This is a genomic window from Paenibacillus sp. PsM32 (genome assembly GCF_030433815.1).
GTDB classification, from domain to species: Bacteria; Bacillota; Bacilli; order Paenibacillales; family Paenibacillaceae; genus Saccharibacillus; species Saccharibacillus kyungheensis.
Genome location: NZ_JARUWY010000008.1, coordinates 35,363 through 55,969, shown reverse-complemented (window position 1 = coordinate 55,969; position 20,607 = coordinate 35,363). Strand labels below are relative to the sequence as shown.

The window sequence follows — 20,607 nt, the reverse complement described above, 5'->3', positions numbered from 1 at the left end:
TTACATTATATTTTAACTATTTATTGAAAAATAGAATTCGGATTGATCCATACAAAAAATGCTGCGATTCACAAGGAATCAGCAGCATTTCGTTAATCATTGACCTTCTGCAAGTTTTACGGCAAGTCCGTGCTTTTCAAAAGCAGCAACTACTGCTTTTTTAGCTTCTTCTTCGTCTGGTCCATGTACATGGAGCTCATAATCTTGATTTTTCACAAGTGTTGTAAATAGCCCCAAAATACTTTTAACATCAATAAATTTAGATTCGTGTTGTAAAACAATAGAAGAAGTGAACTGACCTGCTGTCTGTGCGATTTCAACTACTGCGGCATTATTCGTATTACTTGTTGCCATTTGAGAACCCTCCTACTCCGACTAAAATTTTCAACAATTCAGGTTTTCCATTTACATCATAATTGAATACGCTTTCTTATGCAACCCATTTCTTACAGCGTATGAGAGCGATAAAAAGAGGTTACGATTGTGAATAGCGTATAAGATGCTCTCAACAATATATAACCTCTTTTACCATTTTCAATCTTTTATAGTATTTATTAAAAGATTATTTCAAGTTCTCTGGATTAAGCGCTTCTAGTTCTGGCAATACAAAGATTCCGTCTTTGCGAATCAATACATCATCAAAGTAAATCTCACCGCCACCGTATTCTGGACGTTGAATAAATACTAGATCCCAGTGAATCGAAGAACGATTACCGTTATCTGTTTCTTCATATGCTTGTCCTGGTGTGAAGTGGAAACTACCTGCGATTTTTTCATCAAATAAAATATCGTTCATCGGATGCAAAATATGAGGATGGAATCCAATTGCAAATTCTCCGATATGACGAGCACCATCATCTGAATCCAAAATGCTGTTTAATTTCTCAGTATCATTACTTGTCGCTTCAACAATTTTACCATTTTCAAAACGGAAAGTGATGCCTTCAAAAGTAGTGCCGTTATATACCGTTGGTGTGTTGTAGCTGATAACGCCATTAACCGAATCACGAACCGGCGCGCTAAATACTTCACCATCTGGAATATTGCGTTGACCGGAACATTTTTTAGCACCGATATCTTTGATAGAGAATTGCAAATCTGTATTTTTACCGACTAAGCGAACTTTGTCTGTACGGATCATTAATTGCTCTAACGCATCTTGAGCTTTGTCCATTTTAGCGTAATCTAGATTACATACGTCAAAATAGAAATCTTCAAATGCTTCTGTGCTCATTCCTGCCAATTGTGCCATGCTTGCATTTGGATAACGAAGCACTACCCATTTGGTATGTTTAACACGTTGCTCGCTATGAACAGCATGTTGATAAATACTGTTGTACAACTTTTGTTTGTCATCAGGAACATCAGATAGATCATTGATATTCTCGCCTGCACGAATACCAATATAACCTTGCATCTGCTTCATGCGTTCTAGATCAAGTGCAGCCCATGTTTTCATGCTTGATTCTGTCGCATTCATCAACATAGCACGTTGTACTTTACGATCAGTCAATTGAACAAACACATTACCGCCTCGTTCGCCAATCGCATGAATCACTGCATTTAATAGATCACGTTCATTACCGATCATTTCGACCAAAACATTTTCCCCTGGTTGTACATCGATTGAATATTCAACCAAATTTTTGGCTAATACTTTTACTCTAGGATCTTGCATCACATATCTTCCCCTCGTAAATAGTTTTTTAAATATTTTTTTGAACAACGGTTAATTATTCAAAAAACATTGTATCATGATGTTAAGTTTCTTGTCTTTACCTGTCGTTATAAAATAAAAAAGTAGCTCTAGCATCTATATCGCTTATCGATAATGATCCATAGAACTACTCCTTATATTATTCTCTTGGACTTTCATCGATACAGACTTGATTACGTCCACTTTTTTTAGCCTGATATAGCGCCATGTCTGCACGATAAAATAAAGATTCTACACTTACTTTTTTGTCTTTGCGATCCCAGGCTGCAATTCCGCAAGAAACAGTCACTGTTGGATCTGTTTCCTGTTCGATTTTTTCACGAATCCGTTCAGCGATCACTTCTGTTTTCTCTGCATCAATCTGAGGGAAATAGACCGCCAGTTCTTCTCCGCCCCATCGGGCTGCAATATCGTCTTCACGAATAGAAGATTGAATCATTTTACTGACTTGCTTCAAAATCTCATCACCGATCTGATGACCATACGTATCGTTCACTTGTTTGAATTTATCTATATCGACCATCAATAACGTTCCGCTATCTTCTTTGCTTTGATAGCTGTGAATCTTTTCGTCTAGATAGCGACGTAGATATAACCCTGTGAGCGCGTCACGGCTTGCCATACGTCTTACTTCATCATGTAGGGTTGCATTGGCTACTGCTAGTCCAATGTGCGTTGTAATGACTTGTAATAGCTTAAAATTACCATATGAAAAATAATGACTGGTACGATGACCTAAAAAGATCGATCCATTAACTTCTCCACCACTCATTAATGGAGAAGCGATCATCGAACAAGAACCTGAAGCGTTCATAAATAACGATTCCAGACTGGGATTTTGGCAATAATCAGATAAGATGACAGGCTCTTTGGTGCGATACAGTAATCCGGTATATCCATGATCTTTCCCTACTGACTTGCCTTCCATACTTGGAACATTACCGGTGACCACTTCAAATTGCTCTGTCTCTGGATTCAAATGGAGTACTGCGACGGTCTCTGCTTTGAATACATCAAGTAATTCTTTACCTGCAATATCAAAAATCTCGTTCAATTGCAGACTTTGGTTGAGCCTTCTTGTAATCTCATTGATGAGACGCAGATCTTCGTTGAGCAATTGTGATTGTTCATATAATTTAGCATTTTCAAATGTACGTCCAGCCGCTTCTGCCATAATCCTCATGAGCTCTATATCTTCTTCCTCTAAAGGAGACTCAGACAATAGATGAAATACACCATAGATCGCTTGCTTCCCGATTAGAGGAATCGCTACTTCCATTCGATCAGAACCTTGAGCTTTGGCGTGTATTTCCATAAGTGGTTGCCCTGCTGTAAAAGCACGCACACACATATCTTCTTTTGGATTTTGCAACGATAAAGGCTTTACTCTAGCATTGTTACTTTTATTATCTTGCGATACTAGCAATTCAAATTCTACCTGTGGATACATCTGATCTACGATAGCAAAAAGCTCATTAATCAAAGCATCGATATCGAATTTGTCGTGCATACGTTGAATCACTTGAAACAAGACAGAACGACGCTGGGCTTCACGCTCTGCTAGTGTTTTGGAATGTAACATATCCGCTACAAATGTATATTCGAAGCGACGATAAAATAGACTTTTATAATGCAACACAAGCAATTTAATTTCTTCTGTCGATAATACATCGGAGTCACGATGGATTTGAGCACATCCCATCATCGCAAATTGTTGATGATGACGGCGGGTATAAATAGGGACCATCGTATACCGATAAAGTCCTTCTTCGTATTCAATCACATGCTCCTGATTCGTATGAGGAGTTAAGGTTGCTATATCTATCTTTGGTATCAAATGATCACTTGTCTGATCTCCGCCTATATATTTATGCATATGATTTATTAAAAACCAATGTGCATTACCTATCCGCATTTGAGAATGATTTTGTTGTTGCCAATCTTCCAGACTTTCTTGCAACAGTGGTTCAATATGCGGAAAATCTTCAGGATTAATATCCAGATTTTGCAGCCAGAACGTTTCGTCAGCAGTTGATACAACCGGATAGGAGGCATGTCCTTCTTCGGTACGCCAGGCTTGCACCGGATAATTCCATTGATTGTCTGACATATAAAATGCCTCCTTTCACGAATACTAATAAGTGACTAAATTTCTTAACATTAATACACTCATTCTACAATTTTATGCTATGGTTTGCACACAATATTTAATACAGAAATAACCCGTAACAAATTTTACACAAACAATATTTACAAACCTATTGACGACAGATCCCTATTTCCTATATAATTTATTATTGATGAAGACTGGATAGACTTTAATTTGGGGTAACGTTGTTTCACCCTCACGCTTTTTGTTGCTAGCAAGACTGCGGCTGAACATTTTTGCTAGTAGTACGCTTCCTATCCGAGCCTACGACAAACAAAACGCGGCAACATGAATCACAGACCCAAAGCCCCGGAATGTTTATATTCAAAATAAAACTTTAATTACGAAGGAGCTTATTATAAATGTCACGTTACACTGGTCCTAAATTTAAATTAAGTCGTCGTCTTGGTATTTCCCTAAGCGGCAATGGTAAAGATTTGAAACGTCCTTTCCCTCCAGGTCAACACGGAGCGAACCAACGTCGTAAAATGAGTAACTATGGTATGCAATTACAAGAAAAACAAAAATTGCGTCACATGTATGGTTTGGGCGAAAAACAATTCCGTACTTTGTTCTCTAAAGCACAAAAAATTCAAGGTATTGCTGGTGAAAACTTCATGTTCTTGCTAGAAAGCCGCTTGGATAACTTGGCTTACCGTATTGGTTTTGCTAACAGCCGCGCTGGAGCACGTCAATTGGTATCCCACGGTCATATCACTGTTAACGGTAAAAAAGTAGATATCGCTTCTTACTCCGTAAAACCAGGTGATGTTATTGGTCTTCGTGAAAGAAGCCGTAGCTTGTCTTCTGTTAAAGAAGCTATCGAAAACCGTTCACACTTGCCTGCTTACATCGAGTACAACGAAAACGCTGTTGAAGGTAAATATATCCGTTTGCCAGAGCGTTCTGAATTGTCTCAAGAAATCGACGAAAAACAAATCGTTGAGTTCTACAACCGTTAAGATTTAAATTCAAAGCTGTCAGAGAATTCTCTGACAGCTTTTTTTATTTGGTTATTGAGCACAACACCAAAAAACCGCCAGCATATTGCAGGCGGTTTTTTGGTCTATCCTATCCATTTGAATCTATTTCATCATCATAAAGGGATCATATTATCAAGTACGGAATTTAGAAATAAGTTCATTCAAAGCATCTGATACAGCATCTAAAGATTGTGCGGAAGCTTGTAACTGCTGTAAAGATTGTGACTGTTGTGTAGAACGTTCTGTTGCACTTGCTGCACGCACTGCTGATGATTTAGCAATATCCGCCAGGTTGTTCAAAGACGCTGTCACTTCTTCTGCGCCAGCTGACATTTGTTCCGATGCAGATGATACTTCTTGAATCTCACCAGCCACACTTTCAATATCTCCACTAATAGAAGCAAACATCTGCTTCGTATCTTCTAACATAATGATACCGTCGGTAACCTGTGTTGAGCCATCTTTCATCCCATTTACTACAGCAGACGTTTCTGCTTGCATAGAGACAATCTGTTCAGTAATCAATCTAGCCGAATCTCCAACGTTATTCGCTAGATTACTGATCTCAGACGCAACTACAGCGAATCCGCGACCTGCTTCTCCTGCTCGTGCTGCTTCAATAGAAGCATTCAGAGCAAGCAATGTCGTCTGTTTGTTAATCGATTGAATCATATCTATAATGCTACTGATCTGTTGAGAACGTTCATTTAGCGAAGCCGCCATACGTCCTGCTTCATCCATGACTTCTTTAGCTCTATCAATTTGCTGAACTGCTTTGTTCAGATGCTGGTTACCCTGCTCTGCTTTTTGCTCAATAATAACTGTAGCTTCCGATACTTCTTGTACCGATTCTGCGATCCGTTGTACACCAATCGCCATTTCTTCCATTGCTACTGTACTTTCATCAGCAGCTTTTAATTGTAATTCGGCACCACTTTCCATTTGTTGCAACTCTTTGACATTATGACCTGCATCTGTGGCGGCCATCGTTGAATCTTGAGCGATCTCTGTAGCTGCATTTTGAATCATAGTCGATTGTTGATTCAGATGATTCATAATGCCACTGGTAGACTCTAGCACTTTGTTAAACTCATTAGCCATCTGACCAAATTCATCGGCTCTTTGATTAGATAATCGTGCAGAATAATCGCCTACAGCCATTTTACGGCTGACTTCGACTACTTTACGCGTTTCTCGAATCATCCCTATATTATTCCACAAAATCGCAGCACTAATAATGATGATACCGATTGCGCCTACAATAATTAGAATATGTAGCAATTCTTGAGTAGGCTGTTGAATTTCAGAATCAGGTAATACTACAGCAATTTTCCAACCTGTTTCTTGCACAGTCATATAGAAAACAGTATTTAATTCTCCCTGAATATTCACTACTGTACGACCTGTTTGATTTTTGTTAATCAGGTTAGCTACTGTATCCATACCCTCTATTTTTTCATCTTTCAAAGGCATATCCGCTACAATCTCAGGTCTACCACTTGCTAGTACTTCGCCTTTACCGCTGACCAATATAGCACGACCGGCTGTACCTATTTTAAGATTATTTACATAATCTCGAATATTATTCATACTGATATCTGCCAAGGCAACACCGAGCACTTGACCATCATTATTACGAATTGTTTTACCTGCTGTAATCATTTTGATTTTACTAACCGAATCAGTAAATGGTTCTGTATAATAGATTTTATCAAAGTTATTAAGAGTTGCAGTGTAATAAGGTTGTGTTAAATAATCATAAGCGGGATCATCATATTCTGTTGTTGTTGTAATTTTGTCTCCATCTCGGATTGCATAAGCAGACCGATATTTAACACCTTGTTCATACTGATTTTCTGCGAAGAAAATACCTACCCCGTACGTAAATGGACTTAACATTTGCCAGCGTTCTGTCAGTTTAAAATAATCAGCAATATCTAGATCATTTCCCAATTCTCCTGTAGCTGCTGCAAGTGATGATACAATCATTGAATTTTGTTTTAATTGACTGTTTAAGCTCTCATTCAGTCCTATTAATGTGTTATTAGCATTGGTATTGATTTCTGTATTAAGCTTCTCCTTTGCAAATTGGTACGATAACACACTAATCCCTACAAGAGCGATAATAACAATCGGAAGTAATGTTAATAATGTGCGAGCCTGGATACTTTTAAACTTGAATCTACGCAATGTAATTACCTATCCTCTCTTTATCTATAATAAAATCCACATTCTACTTATATCGACAAATTGATACATAAAATTAATAGTTTCACTTTGAGATATTGGATAAACAACTGACTATTTTGTGACTGTTTATCCCGTTACCTGTAATGAACACAAAAAAACCTTTAGCATTACCGAAGTAATACCAAAGGTTGAAATGTATTTGTATTAAATTTGGATTGAATCTGAATTAAGCTTTTTTGATTTTGGCAAATTTACGTTTACCTACTTGTACGATATCTCCATCAGACAGTTCGATACTTGCATTCACATCATCATGTTTTTGCTCGTTAATTTTGAGAGCACCTTGTTGAATACTACGTCTAGCTTCACTGGTAGATGTTGCAAATCCCAAGGTCATTACCAATTTAATAAGACCGATTTGTCCATTTTCCAAAAGACTTTCATCAATGACTACCTCTTGAATATCATCAGGTAATGCACGCTGTTGGAATACAGTCACAAAATGATTTTTCGCAGCCACTCCTGCTTCTTCATTATGGAACATACGCACATAATTTTGAGCTAGATTCATTTTGGCATCACGTGGATGGATAGAACCATCTGCAAGTCCTGCTTTGAGCTTAGCCAGATCTTCATTTGAAATATCTGTTGTTAACTCGTAGTACTTGAGCATCAATTCATCAGGTACACTCATGGATTTACCAAAAATTTCGTTAGGCTCTTCGTTGATGCCGATGTAGTTACCCAGACTTTTACTCATTTTCTGAACGCCATCTAATCCTTCAATAATCGGTAAAGTGATCGCTACTTGAGTTGCTTTACCGTATTCCTTTTGCAGTGTACGTCCCATCAATAAGTTAAACTTCTGGTCTGTACCACCAATTTCGATATCACTTTCAAGTGCTACAGAATCCATCCCTTGCATCAACGGGTAGAAAAATTCATGAATACTGATAGGCTGACCACCCTGGTAGCGCTTTGTAAAATCATCCCGTTCTAACATGCGTGCTACTGTAACTTTGGCAGCTAGATTGACTACATCTGCAAAATTCATCGGGCTTAGCCATTCGGAGTTAAAGTATACTTTCATTTTGCTAGGATCAAGAATCTTTGTGATCTGCTCTTTGTACGTTTCTGCATTATGCTTAACTTGTTCTTCGGTTAATTGCTTACGTGTCTCTGATTTACCTGTTGGATCACCAATTCTTCCGGTAAAGTCACCGATAATCAATTGAACATGATGCCCTAATTCTTGAAATTGACGTAACTTCTGCAAAACAACAGTATGTCCAATATGAATATCTGGTGCAGATGGATCAAGACCTAATTTGACCGTTAATGGTTTACCTGTTGCTACTGATTTGATAACTTTTTGACGCAGTGCATCTTCAGGAATAATCTCTGCTGTTCCTCGCTCAATTACACTTAATTGTTTTTCTACTTCTGCTTGTTGTGCTGGTGTTAGTTCTTCCCATTTCATGTTCTATTCGCTCCCTATCACATCATTATACGGATGACTTCCGTTAGAGTGCCTGCTTGAAAATGAGCACCAAAAAAGACCTACCCATCCCCATAAAGGGACGAGCAGGCCTCGCGTTACCACCCTAATTAGAAGACTGATCTCATACTTATAACATCATAAGATATAGTCAGCTTCTCACTTCATTATATATAACGGAATCTTCATCCCGGCTTGATATTATAGATACATTCATTAATATCAAACGACTCCAGACCTGTAATTCAAAGGAAGTCCGCTTGCCGATTTGCACCAACCATCGGTTCTCTGAGAACGGTAATCTCCACTTCTACTGGGTGTCTTTCTTCGTCTTTGTGTTATGTAATTGTAGATTGCTTCAACGTATCACTTTTATAACATACCTTTTGCAAACAAGTCAATGCTTGTTCACATCCGACTTTGTGCCCATCCTACTTTTATCGTTCAGAAGAAACTGATTATAGCGTAATTTTTATGCTATAATAGTGGCTGGTAAAAGGGGGAAGTTACATGGCTGAAAAGAAGGACAAGCGTCCAACAAATAAGTCCGCTAGCAAGCACTCTGGATTCCGCAAATTACTCACTGTGTTCAAATGGGTAGTTATTGCTGGTTTTGCCATTTGCCTGTTCGGTGGAGGTATTTTGATGGGCTACGTTTCTTCGATTGTAAAAGACGAACCTGTGCGTTCGCGTGAAGAAATAGTCAAAAAGATCAATGAAAATGCAGTGACCGGCTTTGCTTATTTTAATGACGGTTCCCCGATTGGACAACTTCGTACAGAAGAAGATCGTCGATTGGTGACTTATGAACAGATTCCTCAACCTGTCATCGACGCCATTATTTCCATAGAAGATAATCATTTTTATGAACATAAAGGTGTAGATATGAATGGTACGCTGCGCGCTGTCAAACAGCGGGTACTGAATGAATCCGTCCAAACCGGAGGGAGTACGCTTACACAGCAATTGTCGAGACGGGTATTTTTGAACTTGGACAAAACAGATGATCGCAAAATTAAAGAAATGTTGCTTTCTCTTCGTATCGAACGCTTTATGACCAAAAACGAAATTTTGACTGCCTACTTGAACAAAATGCCTTTCGGTAAAGGTTCAAGCGGATACAATATTTTTGGAATCAAAGCAGCAGCCAAAGGGATTTTTGCTCTAAATGATCTGAGTAAAATCAATATTGCTGAAGCCGCTTATATTGCAGGGCTACCTCAATTACCAACAGCTTATTCTGCTTTTGATAGCAACGGTAAATTCAATGAAAAAGGATTTAAACGTGCTGTAGGCAGGCAACAACTGGTTCTTGAACGTATGAAAGAGTTAGGTAAGATTACAGCGAGTGAATACAATGAAGCGATTAATTTCGATCTCAAAAGTGCACTGGCTAAACCAACCGCCAAAGCGTATTCTCAATATCCTTATCTTATGATGGAAATTGAACGACAAGGCGCACAAACAATTGTAAAAATGGAAAATCCAGATTTGGATATGTCTACTTTATCTTCAGAAGAACGCAATCAATTGTTTGAAGATGCTCGTCAAAAATTGTTAACTGGTGGTTATCGTGTATATACGACGATTAACAAAACGGTCTATAACACGATGCATGAAGTAGCAGAAGACAGTAGCAACTTCTCGCCTGATAGCAATACTAAAGGTAAAGAACAAACAGCCGCTATGATGATCAATCACAAAACTGGCGCTATTCTCGGTATGATTGAAGGTCGTAGCTTCCAAGAAGAACAAATGAATTATGCTACCCAGATGACACGTCAGCCTGGTTCTACAATGAAGCCAATCGCTGCTTATCTGCCTGCGCTCGATGCAGGTCTGGTACAACCGGCAAGTATTGTAGATGATGCTCCGATTATTTTGAAAGATGGGGGCAAAGGATATCACATCCCTGCGAATGCAAATGGACGTTATCAAGGTCTGGTAACTGCTCGTACTGCTCTTGATGAATCGTTAAATGTCCCTGCTCTCAAACTATTTAATCAAAAAGTAGGTATTGATAAAGCATGGACATTTGCTAAAAAATTAGGCATTACGACGATTCAAGATACCGATTACTCTGCACAAACAGGAGTACTCGGCGGTCTTAAATATGGAGTGACTGTCGAAGAATTAACAAATGCGTATGGATCTATTCCGAATCAAGGGATATTCAATGATGCTTATATGATTGACAAAATTGTTGATCCTTATAACAAAATTGTCTACAAACACAAAGCTGATCCACAACGAGTCTTTTCCAAACAAACAGCTTATCTAATGACAGATATGCTTCGTACTGTTATTACAGATTCACGTGGTACAGGTAGAACGATGCAGACGTTATTTAATAAATACGGCAAAATACCAATCGTCGGTAAAACGGGTTCCACTCAGAACTATGCCGATGTCTGGTTTATGGGCTTTACGCCAGATGTAACGCTCGGGGTATGGGCAGGTTATCGTGAACCAGTGAACACCCTATCCGAAGATGGAAAAAAACGTGCTCGTACTTTATGGGCAACGATTATGAACAAAGTGACCGATAGTGATCCTGAATTGTTCAAAACAGATGCATTTACCAAACCAGACGGCATTGTAACGCAAACAGTCTCTGGATTCAGCGGTAAATTACCAACGTCTGCTACACGGCAATCTGGTAACCTTGTCACCGATATTTTCAATGCTAAGTATGTACCTAAAGACTTTGATGACGGTGTAGCTTACGCGAAATACATTACGTACAATGGTGTAAACTATATTCCACAAGATGGCACACCAGATGATATGGTGAATCAACGTACTGTAGTCAAACGTGAAATGCCGATCTCTGAATTGATCAAAGATCTGCAACATGCATTAGCTAATATGTCAGGGCCTAAATACGCACTATGGCGTTATCTACCTGAAGATGCAGGCGCAGATGCTCCAACACGTATTGATCCAAGACAAGATGATGGTGGCTCACCTAATCCGCCTAGCAATGTACGCTTATCTACTAGCGGTAGTGATGCTCGTATCACCTTTAACTCTGGTGGTTCTGGTGATGTAGTCGGTTATCGTCTATATCGTTCAGCTGGCGATGGTTCGTATCAATATCAGAAATCAGCACAATTAGGCAGCAGTCAATTCAATTCATTTGTCTCTGCTAATGGCAATTTCTCTTTCTATGTTACTGCTGTCGATGTAGGTGGACATGAATCTAGTCCAAGTAATACTGTTGATTACAGTGCTGCTCCTGTGCCTGTAGAAGAGCCAGATGAAGGTACTTTATTACCAGATGGAACGACTGAAGAACCTTCAACAGATGGTACATCATCAACTGAAGGCAACGCTACTGACCCTGCTACGACTACTGAAGAAGCTGCTCCTGCTAAAGCAAAAGTAGCTCCTTCTGCTCCATCTTCACTTAGCGCTAAAGGTGCAGGTAAAAGTGCAGTCGTGATCTCGTGGGGAGCTCCATCTCAGTCTGCAAGTAATTACAAAGTATACTTTAGCAAAACAAGTGGGGGTCCTTACAATCTAGCCGGATCTACACCAGATACAAAGTTCCAATATAATTCCAGTCGCAAAATTGATGGTTGGTTTTATGTAGTAGCGGTCAATGAGAGTGGTTCATCCCCACCATCATCGCCAATACAATATAAAGGTAAGTAAAAATACTGATATACTAAACAGCGAATACCGATTGAATATAATCGATATTCGCTGTTTTTGTCTGTTTGTTTATAGATAAAAAGTAATAAACATTAATTTGAATTCAATCGTAACGCTTGCCTACTACCCCTATAAAACACAACAAAAAAAGCATCTTTCCTTTGCAGGAGAAGATGCTTTTTATCTATATTCATAGTTATTGATGGTATTAACCTATTAGTTCAATTGATTTACAGAAAGACGTAGAATTGTTTCGTGTGGCAAAATAACACGCGTATTTTCAACGTTTTCTTTTTTCATCAATTTCGTTAATAGACGCATAGCTACAGCACCCAGATCATACATCGGTTGCGCTACGGTTGTAAGCTGTGGACGAACCATAGAAGCAAGACGAATATTATCTACAGAAATAATAGAGAAGTCGTCCGGTACTTTCAAACCTTCGTCTTGAATACTGTGAATCGCACCAATAGCCATTTCATCGGTTGCTGCAAAAATAGCAGTTGGACGTTTTTTGAGACCGATAAAATATTTCATGGCTTCTACGCCAGATTCATAACGATAGTTACCGATACGTACCCAGTCTTCTTTGTATTCAATATTAGCTGCTTCTAATGCTTTTTTGTATCCTTGAAAACGGGAGTATCCATTTGCAGGATCTTGTAATGTACCACTGATCATTGCAATCTCGCGGTGTCCATGACGAATCAATGTGTTTACAGCATCATAAGCTGCTGCTTCATGATCGATATCTACTGATGGAATCAATCCATTCTCATCACGAGTTGCACATAATACGATCGGTACAGCTGAAGATTGGAATGCTTGTAAATGATCTTCTGTTACTGTTCCGCCCATAAATAATAGACCATCTACTTGCTTTTCTAACAATGTGTTTACCACACGAATTTCTTTTTCTTTTTTCTTATCTGCATTACAAAGGATAATATTGTAATGATACATATTCGCAATATCTTCGATACCGCGGGCAATTTCTGCAAAAATAGAATTTGAAATATCAGGAATAACAACGCCTACAGTGGTAGTTTTCTTACTTGCCAATCCACGTGCGACTGCGTTAGGACGATATCCTAGACGTTCTATTGCTTCATAAACTTTTTTGCGTGTTTGTGGTTTTACGTTCGGATTATTATTCACTACACGAGATACTGTAGCCATAGATACTCCAGCTTCGCGTGCTACATCATAAATGGTTACTGTCACGGTCCTTCTCTCCATTACCAATAAATTTTCTTCATGTTTTCAAGAATTTGCTTCGTTTTTCATTTAGATTCATGATACGCTAAAATAGTATGACTTGCAATCATTGTTATGATGTTAAGATAACGCTTCACGTAGCGAACTTACTGTAATCTTCGAGTGTGAAGTGTTCCAGACAGGCTCACCATTTTTAACTAAAATCACTTGTGGTGATTCATGTTTGACTTGCAAATGTTCTGCTACTGCATTCGATACATCGCGATTTTCCACTACATAGACCAATCCATAATCGACATCTTCACTTGGATTGCTTTCCAAATACGATTTAAATTCACTATAAGCGCCAGCGCTAATCGGACAACGAGTACTATGTTTAAATACAAGCAGTGGTTTTTGTGTTGTATGATTCAAAGCTTCTTGTAACTGATCGGTTGTAGTCATCTGAGTTACACTTGCCATTATGCACACATCCCCTTTTGCTATTAATTAATGTAAGAACGTTTTCATGAATAACTATCATAAGTATCTTAACAAATAACAGTGTAAAAATCCATTTTTTTGTCATTGTTACCGTTTTTTCAGCCGAATTTAGATGAATGTAATTTTCATAATGTTTTCTTTTCATTCTTCTGAGTCTTTTTTTCATGATCATGGATTTTGATCCTTATCGTTTATTTTGATACAATGAACCTCAATAATGGGATTGATCGGTTCATATCGATCGCTATCTATAGAATATAACTCTGAAAGGAATGATGATATGAGATTAGCAGGTAAAAAAGTCATTGCTTTAGTAGATGAGGAATTTGAAGACTTGGAACTATGGGTTCCTGTATATCGAGTACGTGAAGAAGGTGCTGAAGTTCATCTTGCTGGTGCGGATCGCGGTAAAAAGTATATTGGTAAATATGGAGTACCTGCTGAAGCAGAATATAGCTTTGACGAATTAGACAGTGCTGATTATGATGGTATTTTGGTTCCTGGAGGTTGGGCACCAGATAAATTACGTCGCTATCCTAAAGTATTAGAATTGGTGCGAGAAATGCATGAAGCTCGCAAACCTATCGGTCAAATCTGTCATGCAGGGTGGGTATTGATCTCAGCCGGCATTTTAGAAGGCGTTACTGTTACTTCTACACCGGGTATTCGTGATGATATGCAAAATGCAGGCGCTATCTGGAAAGATGAAGCTGTTGTGGTTGATGGACATATTATTTCAGCTCGTCGTCCACCCGATCTTCCTCCATATGGCAAAGCCTTTTGTGATGCGTTAGCTGAAAAAGTGTAACTATTGTATTTGTGTTGGTCACCATTTAACAGCATAAGTACAGCAATATTTTGATAGACATAACAGGCTAAATATAAACAAAAAAGACATACCGTTAAAAGGTATGTCTTTTTTTGTTCTACGCTATGGAATAAAGTAAATCATGTTATGAAGTAGAAGAAGCAAAAGAAGCATCGGAATCTGTTAGTGTATTCATATATTGTTGAATACCTTCTTCAATCGCCTGCGATGTTTTTAATTTCATCCACGATAATGCTTGACTGCTCGCTTGCTTGGAATCGGTATTCAATATACTCTGTTTAACTCGCAACAATGATTGTGGTGACATACTTAGATGATCGACACCCATCTGTAACCAAAATGGAATAGAACGCTCATCGCCAGCCATTTCTCCACATACACTCACAGGAATACCTTCTGCATGAGCCGCTTGAATCGTACTGCGTAACATACGCAACACAGCCGGATGATAAGGATTATACATATGAGCAATATGTTCATTCATACGGTCAACAGCCAGTACATATTGCACCAGATCATTGGTGCCGATACTGAAAAAGTCACATTCTTCCGCGAGTAGATCCGCTATCGCGACTGCTGCTGGAATTTCGATCATAATACCGACTTGAATCTCACGATTGTAAGGCAATCCTCGTTGATCCAATTCATCCATCGCTTCATGCAAAATAACATTAGCTTGTTGTACCTCTTCTACAGAAGAGATCATCGGATACATGATTTTGACTGCTCCGTAAGCACTTGCACGTAATATCGCAAGAAGCTGTGTTTTGAACATTTCTGTATGTTCCAGACAGATACGAATCGCTCGATAACCGAGAAATGGATTTTCTTCTTCAGGTAAAGGGAAATAATCCAGTTCTTTATCTCCACCAATATCAAGCGTACGAATAACCACTGCCTGTCCTTTGGCTTTCTCTGCCACTAAGCGATACACTTCAAACTGCTCTCGCTCACTTGGGAAAGAATTACGATCCATATACATAAATTCTGTACGGAACAAGCCTACACCTTTGGCTCCATTTTTCAAAGCGATATCCAATTCTTTAATCGAACTAATATTCGCTGAGAGACGCATAGGGATACCGTCTTTGGTAATAGAGTCAACAGTAGACAACATCTCTAGCTGACGCTTACGGCGATCCTGAGCGGTTCTAATCAGCTTATAATGCTCGATCGTTTGTTGATCAGGATGAACAATAATTTTACCATTATCGCCATCAACAATAATCATTTCACCTGTCTGAATCGGTGGGTCTAATTGACTTTCTAATCCAGAGACAAGCGGAATACCGATCGCTCGTGCCATAATCGCAGAATGCGATGTTTTTCCGCCTAGAATAGTAGCAATTCCCAGTACATTATGTGGATTCAAATGAACCAATTGCGAAGGCGATAACTCTTTGGCGACCAGAATGTAAGGTTGTGTATCTGTAGGCAAAGTCACCTCAGGTGCACCCAGTAAATGTTTAAGTAGACGGTTACCGACATCTTTAATATCAGCAGCCCGTTCTTTCATATATTCATCATCCAGTAGATCAAACATCGTTACAAAGTGGTTAATCGCTTCTTGTACAGCCACTTCTGCCGCTTTGTATTGGCGTTCAATAATACCGCGAATCTCATTCATAAATTCAGGATCTTCCAAAATAGCTAAATGAGCATCAAAAATACTTGATTCTTCGGGACCTGCGATTTCCTCGAACTCATTTTTCATCAGCTCAATCTCAGTTTTAGATGTACGAATGCCTTCATATAAGCGCTCAAATTCTTGCGCAAGGTCTGTCGGATCAAGACACTGATCCGGTACATCCCATTCCCATGTTGGCAACACAAAAGCTTTTCCTATGGCTACTCCACCAGCAGCTGCGATTCCTTTGATCATGTTTAGTCCCCCCCACCGCTCTTATCATGCAATACTACCGACATTACAGCCCCTTGTCCTTTTTTTACATTTTTAAATGGAGCATAACTCCATGATCGGACACGATCAGGGTTAGTAATAACCATCGGAGTTGCAAGTGACGGTGCGTTTTTTTGCAATGTTTCCAAATCAAACTTAATCAATAATTGCCCGGCTTCGACTACATCGCCAGCAGCTACAACCGCTTCAAAGCAGCCTTTTTGCTGAGAGGTATCAATACCGATATGAAGCAATATTTCGACACCTTCTGATGTACCGATACCGATCGCATGCATCGTAGGATACAAATGCATAATCGTTCCAGCTACAGGCGATACCAGTTCACCACTTTCAGGCAAAAAAGCTACACCTTCACCGACTAACTTACCTGCAAAAATCTGATCAGGCACTTCAGATAGGGCAATCATTTTACCCTGTACAGGTGCACAAAATTGAACATGTGTCAGATCGCGATCCATCAACTTCCGAATTTCTTCACGAATCAATTCCGAATATGTTCCAAATACAATCTGTACATTACCGCCACCTAACTTGATCAATCCTGCTGAACCCAGTGACTTTAATGCACGGCTATCTATAGCACGATCATTAACGACCGTTAATCTCAATCTTGTAATACAAGCTTCTACGCGTACAATATTTTCTTTGCCACCTAATGCTTGTAAAATAAGCGGTGTCTGATACGGAATATTTCCTACCCAATCGCCTAATGTAGAAGCTTCTTCACGACCTGGTGTCGGAATTCGGAAGCGCCGAATAGCAAATCGGAAAATAAAGTAATACGCTAGTCCATAAGCTATTCCAATCGGAATTAACATCCATGCATTGCTAGATAAATGATAATTCAGCACATAGTCGATCGCTCCTGCTGAATACGAAAAGCCATGATGAATATCTAACGCATACGTAATCCACATTGCGAGTCCAGATAATACGATATGAATACCGAATAACCATGGAGAAGCAAATAAAAAGGCAAACTCAATCTGCTCGGATACGCCTGTTAAAAAGCATACTAGAGCAGCACGCATAAATGTTTTACGTACTTTGGGCTTCAAGTCTTCGCGTGCTTCTTGGATAATCGCTAATGCCGTTGCTGGCAAAGCGAACATCATCACCGGATATAATCCTGCCATATAAATACCGGCTGTCGGATCGCCACTAAAAAAGCGTGGCAAATCGCCTTGTACGATATCTCCATGGCTTTCATACGAACCGATCTGGAACCATACAATATTATTCAATAAATGATGCAGTCCAAAAGCAGACAAAATGCGATATAAGGCTCCATATAAAAAGAGTCCAAACCCGCCCATCGTCGATAATCCCCATGTCAGCCCATTTAATAGGTGCTGTAATATGGGAGCGAACCACAACATGACGTAAGCAAACACAGAAGAGAATAACCCCATAAACAGCAAAACAAAACGCGATCCGCCAAAAAACTGGATCGCTTCGGGAAGACGTACATTTTTGAATCGCCTGTACACTGCCCCGGCAATGATACCCATCATAATTCCAATCAATGTGGAAGGCTGTATCAAATCACTGCTAAAATGCTTGGTCACCTGATCATATAATGCCATTCCGGCAAAAGCGGCAAGCCCTGCGGTGCCTGCTTGATTAGCAAGCCCTAACGCAACACCTATCGCAAAAATAAACGGTAAATAATGAAAAATACTTTGACCTGCTATTGTAGCTACCTCAGAGACGACAGGTAAGCCCCATGCTCCCCATGGGAGCCCTCCTACACTGAGCAAAATAGCCGCTGCCGGAAGTACCATGGTAGGAAGCATAATAGCTCTTCCGAACTGTTGCAGGGAACCTAGCCAATTCAACGCGCCCTCCCCCTTCCTATACCTGATGGTACGCTGTAGGCCATGTTTTGTCAAAGCGGCTCTATATGATAAGAATGTCATGATTTCCTCATTTTCATATATAACATACACCTATTTTAGAATCTATTCTATACCTATTCGGCAAAACACAATGAAATGACAAAAAAATATAGAAAAGCCTGATCAGATATCCTACAGACTTTTCTATATTTTTATGAATTACCTATCCTCTACAGGATAGGATCAGGTATATTGTTCTATATTTATACTCTTACAGGGCGCACAATCGCTTCTTCTACTTTAATACAGCGATCCATAATCATATCAATACCCTGTTCTTCTGCGATCTGTGCTGCTTCATTATTGACTACACCTAATTGCAACCAGATCGTTTTGGCACCCACATCTACTGCTTCTCTAGCAATATCTGCGCAATATTCACTACGACGGAATACATTGACCATATCAATCGGTTCAGGAACATCTTTAAGACTGGCATAACACGTTTCCCCTAGAATCTTCTGACCTGCTGCTTGTGGATTAACAGGAATAATACGATATCCACGATTTTGCATCGCTGCGGATACCATATACGATGTACGATCCATTTTGTCAGAAAGTCCTACTACTGCAATATTGCCTACGTTTTCCAAAATCGTTTTGATTTCTTCTCGTGAAGGATTGGTAAAAGCCATCTTGATCTTCCTCCTTGATGTGTATTTGATCATAAAAAGTGGATGAGTCTATTCAGCTATATATGAATGCTTATATTAACCTTGTACCCATTCTATATTAGCCCCAAGCGCCTGAATATGATCAAAGTACTGTGGATATGACTTCGCTACATGATGAGCATCACGAATAACAATCGGTTGCTTCGCACGTAAGCCAACAATAGACAGCGCCATAATGACACGATGATCGTAATGAGCATCGATCGTTACACCGCCTTCTACTCCTTCAGGACGACCATGTACGATGATTTCTGCTTGACGTTCTTCTACATTAGCTCCTGCTTTGCGAAGCTCTGTCAAATAATCAGTAATCCGGTCACATTCTTTATAACGTAAATTTTCTACATTATAGAAACGTGATGTTCCTTCTGCAAATACAGCCGCGGCTACCATCGCAAGGACAGCATCTGTAGCAGCATCTCCATCAAATTCGACCGCTTGGAGTTGACCTGTTCCTTTGACATGGACAATATCATTTTCATGCGTTAACGGAACTTGCATCATTTGCAATACATCAACTACTGCTTTTTCCCCTTGCTTACTTTCTACAGGTAGACGGTGAATAATAACATCAGACTTTGTCACAGCCGCTGCTGCAAGTACAGCCGCTGACCCAGGGTAATCTCCTTGTACAGTATAAGATTGAGCTACATATTTTTGACGACCAGGTACTTTATATGTCATGAGGTCTTCACTAGCTTCAATTGTAATACCTGCTTGAGCTAATACTTCAAGTGTCTGACCTACGACTACTTTGGATTTGAGATCATGTAGAACCGTAATTTCACTATCTTCTTCTAATAAAGGAGTCAAAAATAACAGCGCACTCAAATACTGTGAACTTACGCTACCGGATACCGTAATCTTGCCACCACGCGGCTGACCTCCACGAATCGTAATCGGTAATCTTCCGTTCTGATGTTCTACTTCTACACCTAATTGACCTAATGATGTAATCAGATCATCATGTGGACGTTTACCCAGTGAATCAGGATATGTATTCACAAACGTCACTTCAGGGCACAATGCAGCAATGGCCATCAAAAAGCGTAGTACCGCGCCAGCATTTCCTACATTAAGCTCTTTTACATCTACAGGTTTACTACCAAAACCTGTTATCACTATTTTCTCATCGTCTTCTTCCAACACAGCGCCTAAATCACGAATACAACGACGCATAGCATCACTATCTTCACTATGTGCTGGAAAATGAATCGTGCTTGTTCCTTCTGCTAGAGCAGCGACTAACAAATAGCGAGTCGTATAATTTTTAGAAGATAACGCTCCGATTTCTCCTTTGAGTTCAGGGGTAGGGGTAACAATAACATCCATGAGTTCAATCTCCTTTAAATAAAATAATAGTATTTATATAGTGATACATTTGCTTATA

At 39.4% G+C, this 20,607-nt stretch carries 14 protein-coding genes and 1 other annotated feature; of the genes, 3 read left to right on the top strand and 11 right to left on the bottom strand.

The genetic code is table 11. From position 1 onward, the window contains the following. Nucleotides 1–96: 96 nt before the first annotated feature. The 3 genes from QCD85_RS15680 to QCD85_RS15670 form a co-directional block, all read right to left on the bottom strand. Entirely contained in the window at nt 97–354 is a 258-nt protein-coding gene (locus tag QCD85_RS15680) for an HPr family phosphocarrier protein (RefSeq protein WP_069329023.1), read from the bottom strand. Nucleotides 355–562: 208 nt separating this feature from the next. Beyond that, entirely contained in the window at nt 563–1,678 is a 1,116-nt protein-coding gene (locus tag QCD85_RS15675; RefSeq protein WP_204823351.1) for an aminopeptidase, read from the bottom strand. Nucleotides 1,679–1,856: 178 nt separating this feature from the next. Next, nucleotides 1,857–3,827: a sensor domain-containing diguanylate cyclase gene (locus tag QCD85_RS15670; RefSeq protein ID WP_274172311.1), complete on the bottom strand. Its 1,971-nt coding sequence runs from the start codon at nt 3,825–3,827 to the stop codon at nt 1,857–1,859. A 401-nt stretch (nt 3,828–4,228) separates the two neighbouring features. Here QCD85_RS15670 and rpsD point away from each other — a divergent pair, with 401 nt between their 5' ends. Next, nucleotides 4,229–4,828: a 30S ribosomal protein S4 gene (gene rpsD / locus QCD85_RS15665; protein ID WP_204823349.1), complete on the top strand. Its 600-nt coding sequence runs from the start codon at nt 4,229–4,231 to the stop codon at nt 4,826–4,828. A gap of 153 nt (nt 4,829–4,981) precedes the next feature. Here rpsD and QCD85_RS15660 read toward each other — a convergent pair whose 3' ends face one another. Both QCD85_RS15660 and tyrS read right to left on the bottom strand, forming a co-directional pair. Further along, nucleotides 4,982–7,039 carry a methyl-accepting chemotaxis protein gene (locus tag QCD85_RS15660; protein WP_301263180.1) on the bottom strand — a complete coding sequence of 686 codons (2,058 nt, stop codon included), beginning with the start codon at nt 7,037–7,039 and terminating at the stop codon, nt 4,982–4,984. 226 nt (nt 7,040–7,265) lie between these two features. Then, complete coding sequence (tyrS, locus tag QCD85_RS15655) at nt 7,266–8,519, bottom strand: tyrosine--tRNA ligase (RefSeq protein WP_274172310.1); 1,254 nt, start codon at nt 8,517–8,519, stop codon at nt 7,266–7,268. Nucleotides 8,520–8,612: 93 nt separating this feature from the next. Next, nucleotides 8,613–8,874: a binding site (T-box leader), on the bottom strand. A 173-nt stretch (nt 8,875–9,047) separates the two neighbouring features. Here tyrS and QCD85_RS15650 point away from each other — a divergent pair. Continuing rightward, entirely contained in the window at nt 9,048–12,194 is a 3,147-nt protein-coding gene (locus tag QCD85_RS15650; protein ID WP_301263179.1) for a penicillin-binding protein 1A, read from the top strand. 216 nt (nt 12,195–12,410) lie between these two features. Here the strand turns inward: QCD85_RS15650 and ccpA are convergent, their stop codons facing one another. Together ccpA and ytxJ are read right to left on the bottom strand one after the other, a co-directional pair. After that, a complete protein-coding gene (gene ccpA / locus QCD85_RS15645) occupies nt 12,411–13,418 on the bottom strand; it encodes a catabolite control protein A (RefSeq protein ID WP_301263178.1) in 1,008 nt (335 codons plus the stop codon). Nucleotides 13,419–13,532: 114 nt separating this feature from the next. Next, nucleotides 13,533–13,874, bottom strand: a complete 342-nt coding sequence (gene ytxJ / locus QCD85_RS15640) for a bacillithiol system redox-active protein YtxJ (RefSeq protein WP_273613030.1) — start codon at nt 13,872–13,874, stop codon at nt 13,533–13,535. 301 nt (nt 13,875–14,175) lie between these two features. On the opposite strand from ytxJ, the gene QCD85_RS15635 reads away from it, so the two are divergent. Beyond that, a complete protein-coding gene (locus QCD85_RS15635; protein ID WP_273613031.1) occupies nt 14,176–14,703 on the top strand; it encodes a type 1 glutamine amidotransferase domain-containing protein in 528 nt (175 codons plus the stop codon). Between the two features lie 145 nt (nt 14,704–14,848). Here QCD85_RS15635 and ptsP read toward each other — a convergent pair whose 3' ends face one another. The 4 genes from ptsP to aroA form a co-directional block, all read right to left on the bottom strand. Next, on the bottom strand, nt 14,849–16,606 hold the full coding sequence (gene ptsP, locus QCD85_RS15630; protein WP_273613032.1) for a phosphoenolpyruvate--protein phosphotransferase: 1,758 nt from the start codon (nt 16,604–16,606) through the stop codon (nt 14,849–14,851). Nucleotides 16,607–16,608: 2 nt separating this feature from the next. After that, nucleotides 16,609–18,483 (bottom strand): glucose PTS transporter subunit IIA, encoded by a 1,875-nt coding sequence (locus tag QCD85_RS15625; protein ID WP_273613033.1) that lies wholly within the window; start codon nt 18,481–18,483, stop codon nt 16,609–16,611. A gap of 263 nt (nt 18,484–18,746) precedes the next feature. Then, nucleotides 18,747–19,178, bottom strand: a complete 432-nt coding sequence (locus QCD85_RS15620; protein WP_273613034.1) for a CoA-binding protein — start codon at nt 19,176–19,178, stop codon at nt 18,747–18,749. Nucleotides 19,179–19,253: 75 nt separating this feature from the next. Further along, nucleotides 19,254–20,549 (bottom strand): 3-phosphoshikimate 1-carboxyvinyltransferase, encoded by a 1,296-nt coding sequence (aroA, locus tag QCD85_RS15615; protein WP_273613035.1) that lies wholly within the window; start codon nt 20,547–20,549, stop codon nt 19,254–19,256. Nucleotides 20,550–20,607: the final 58 nt, after the last annotated feature.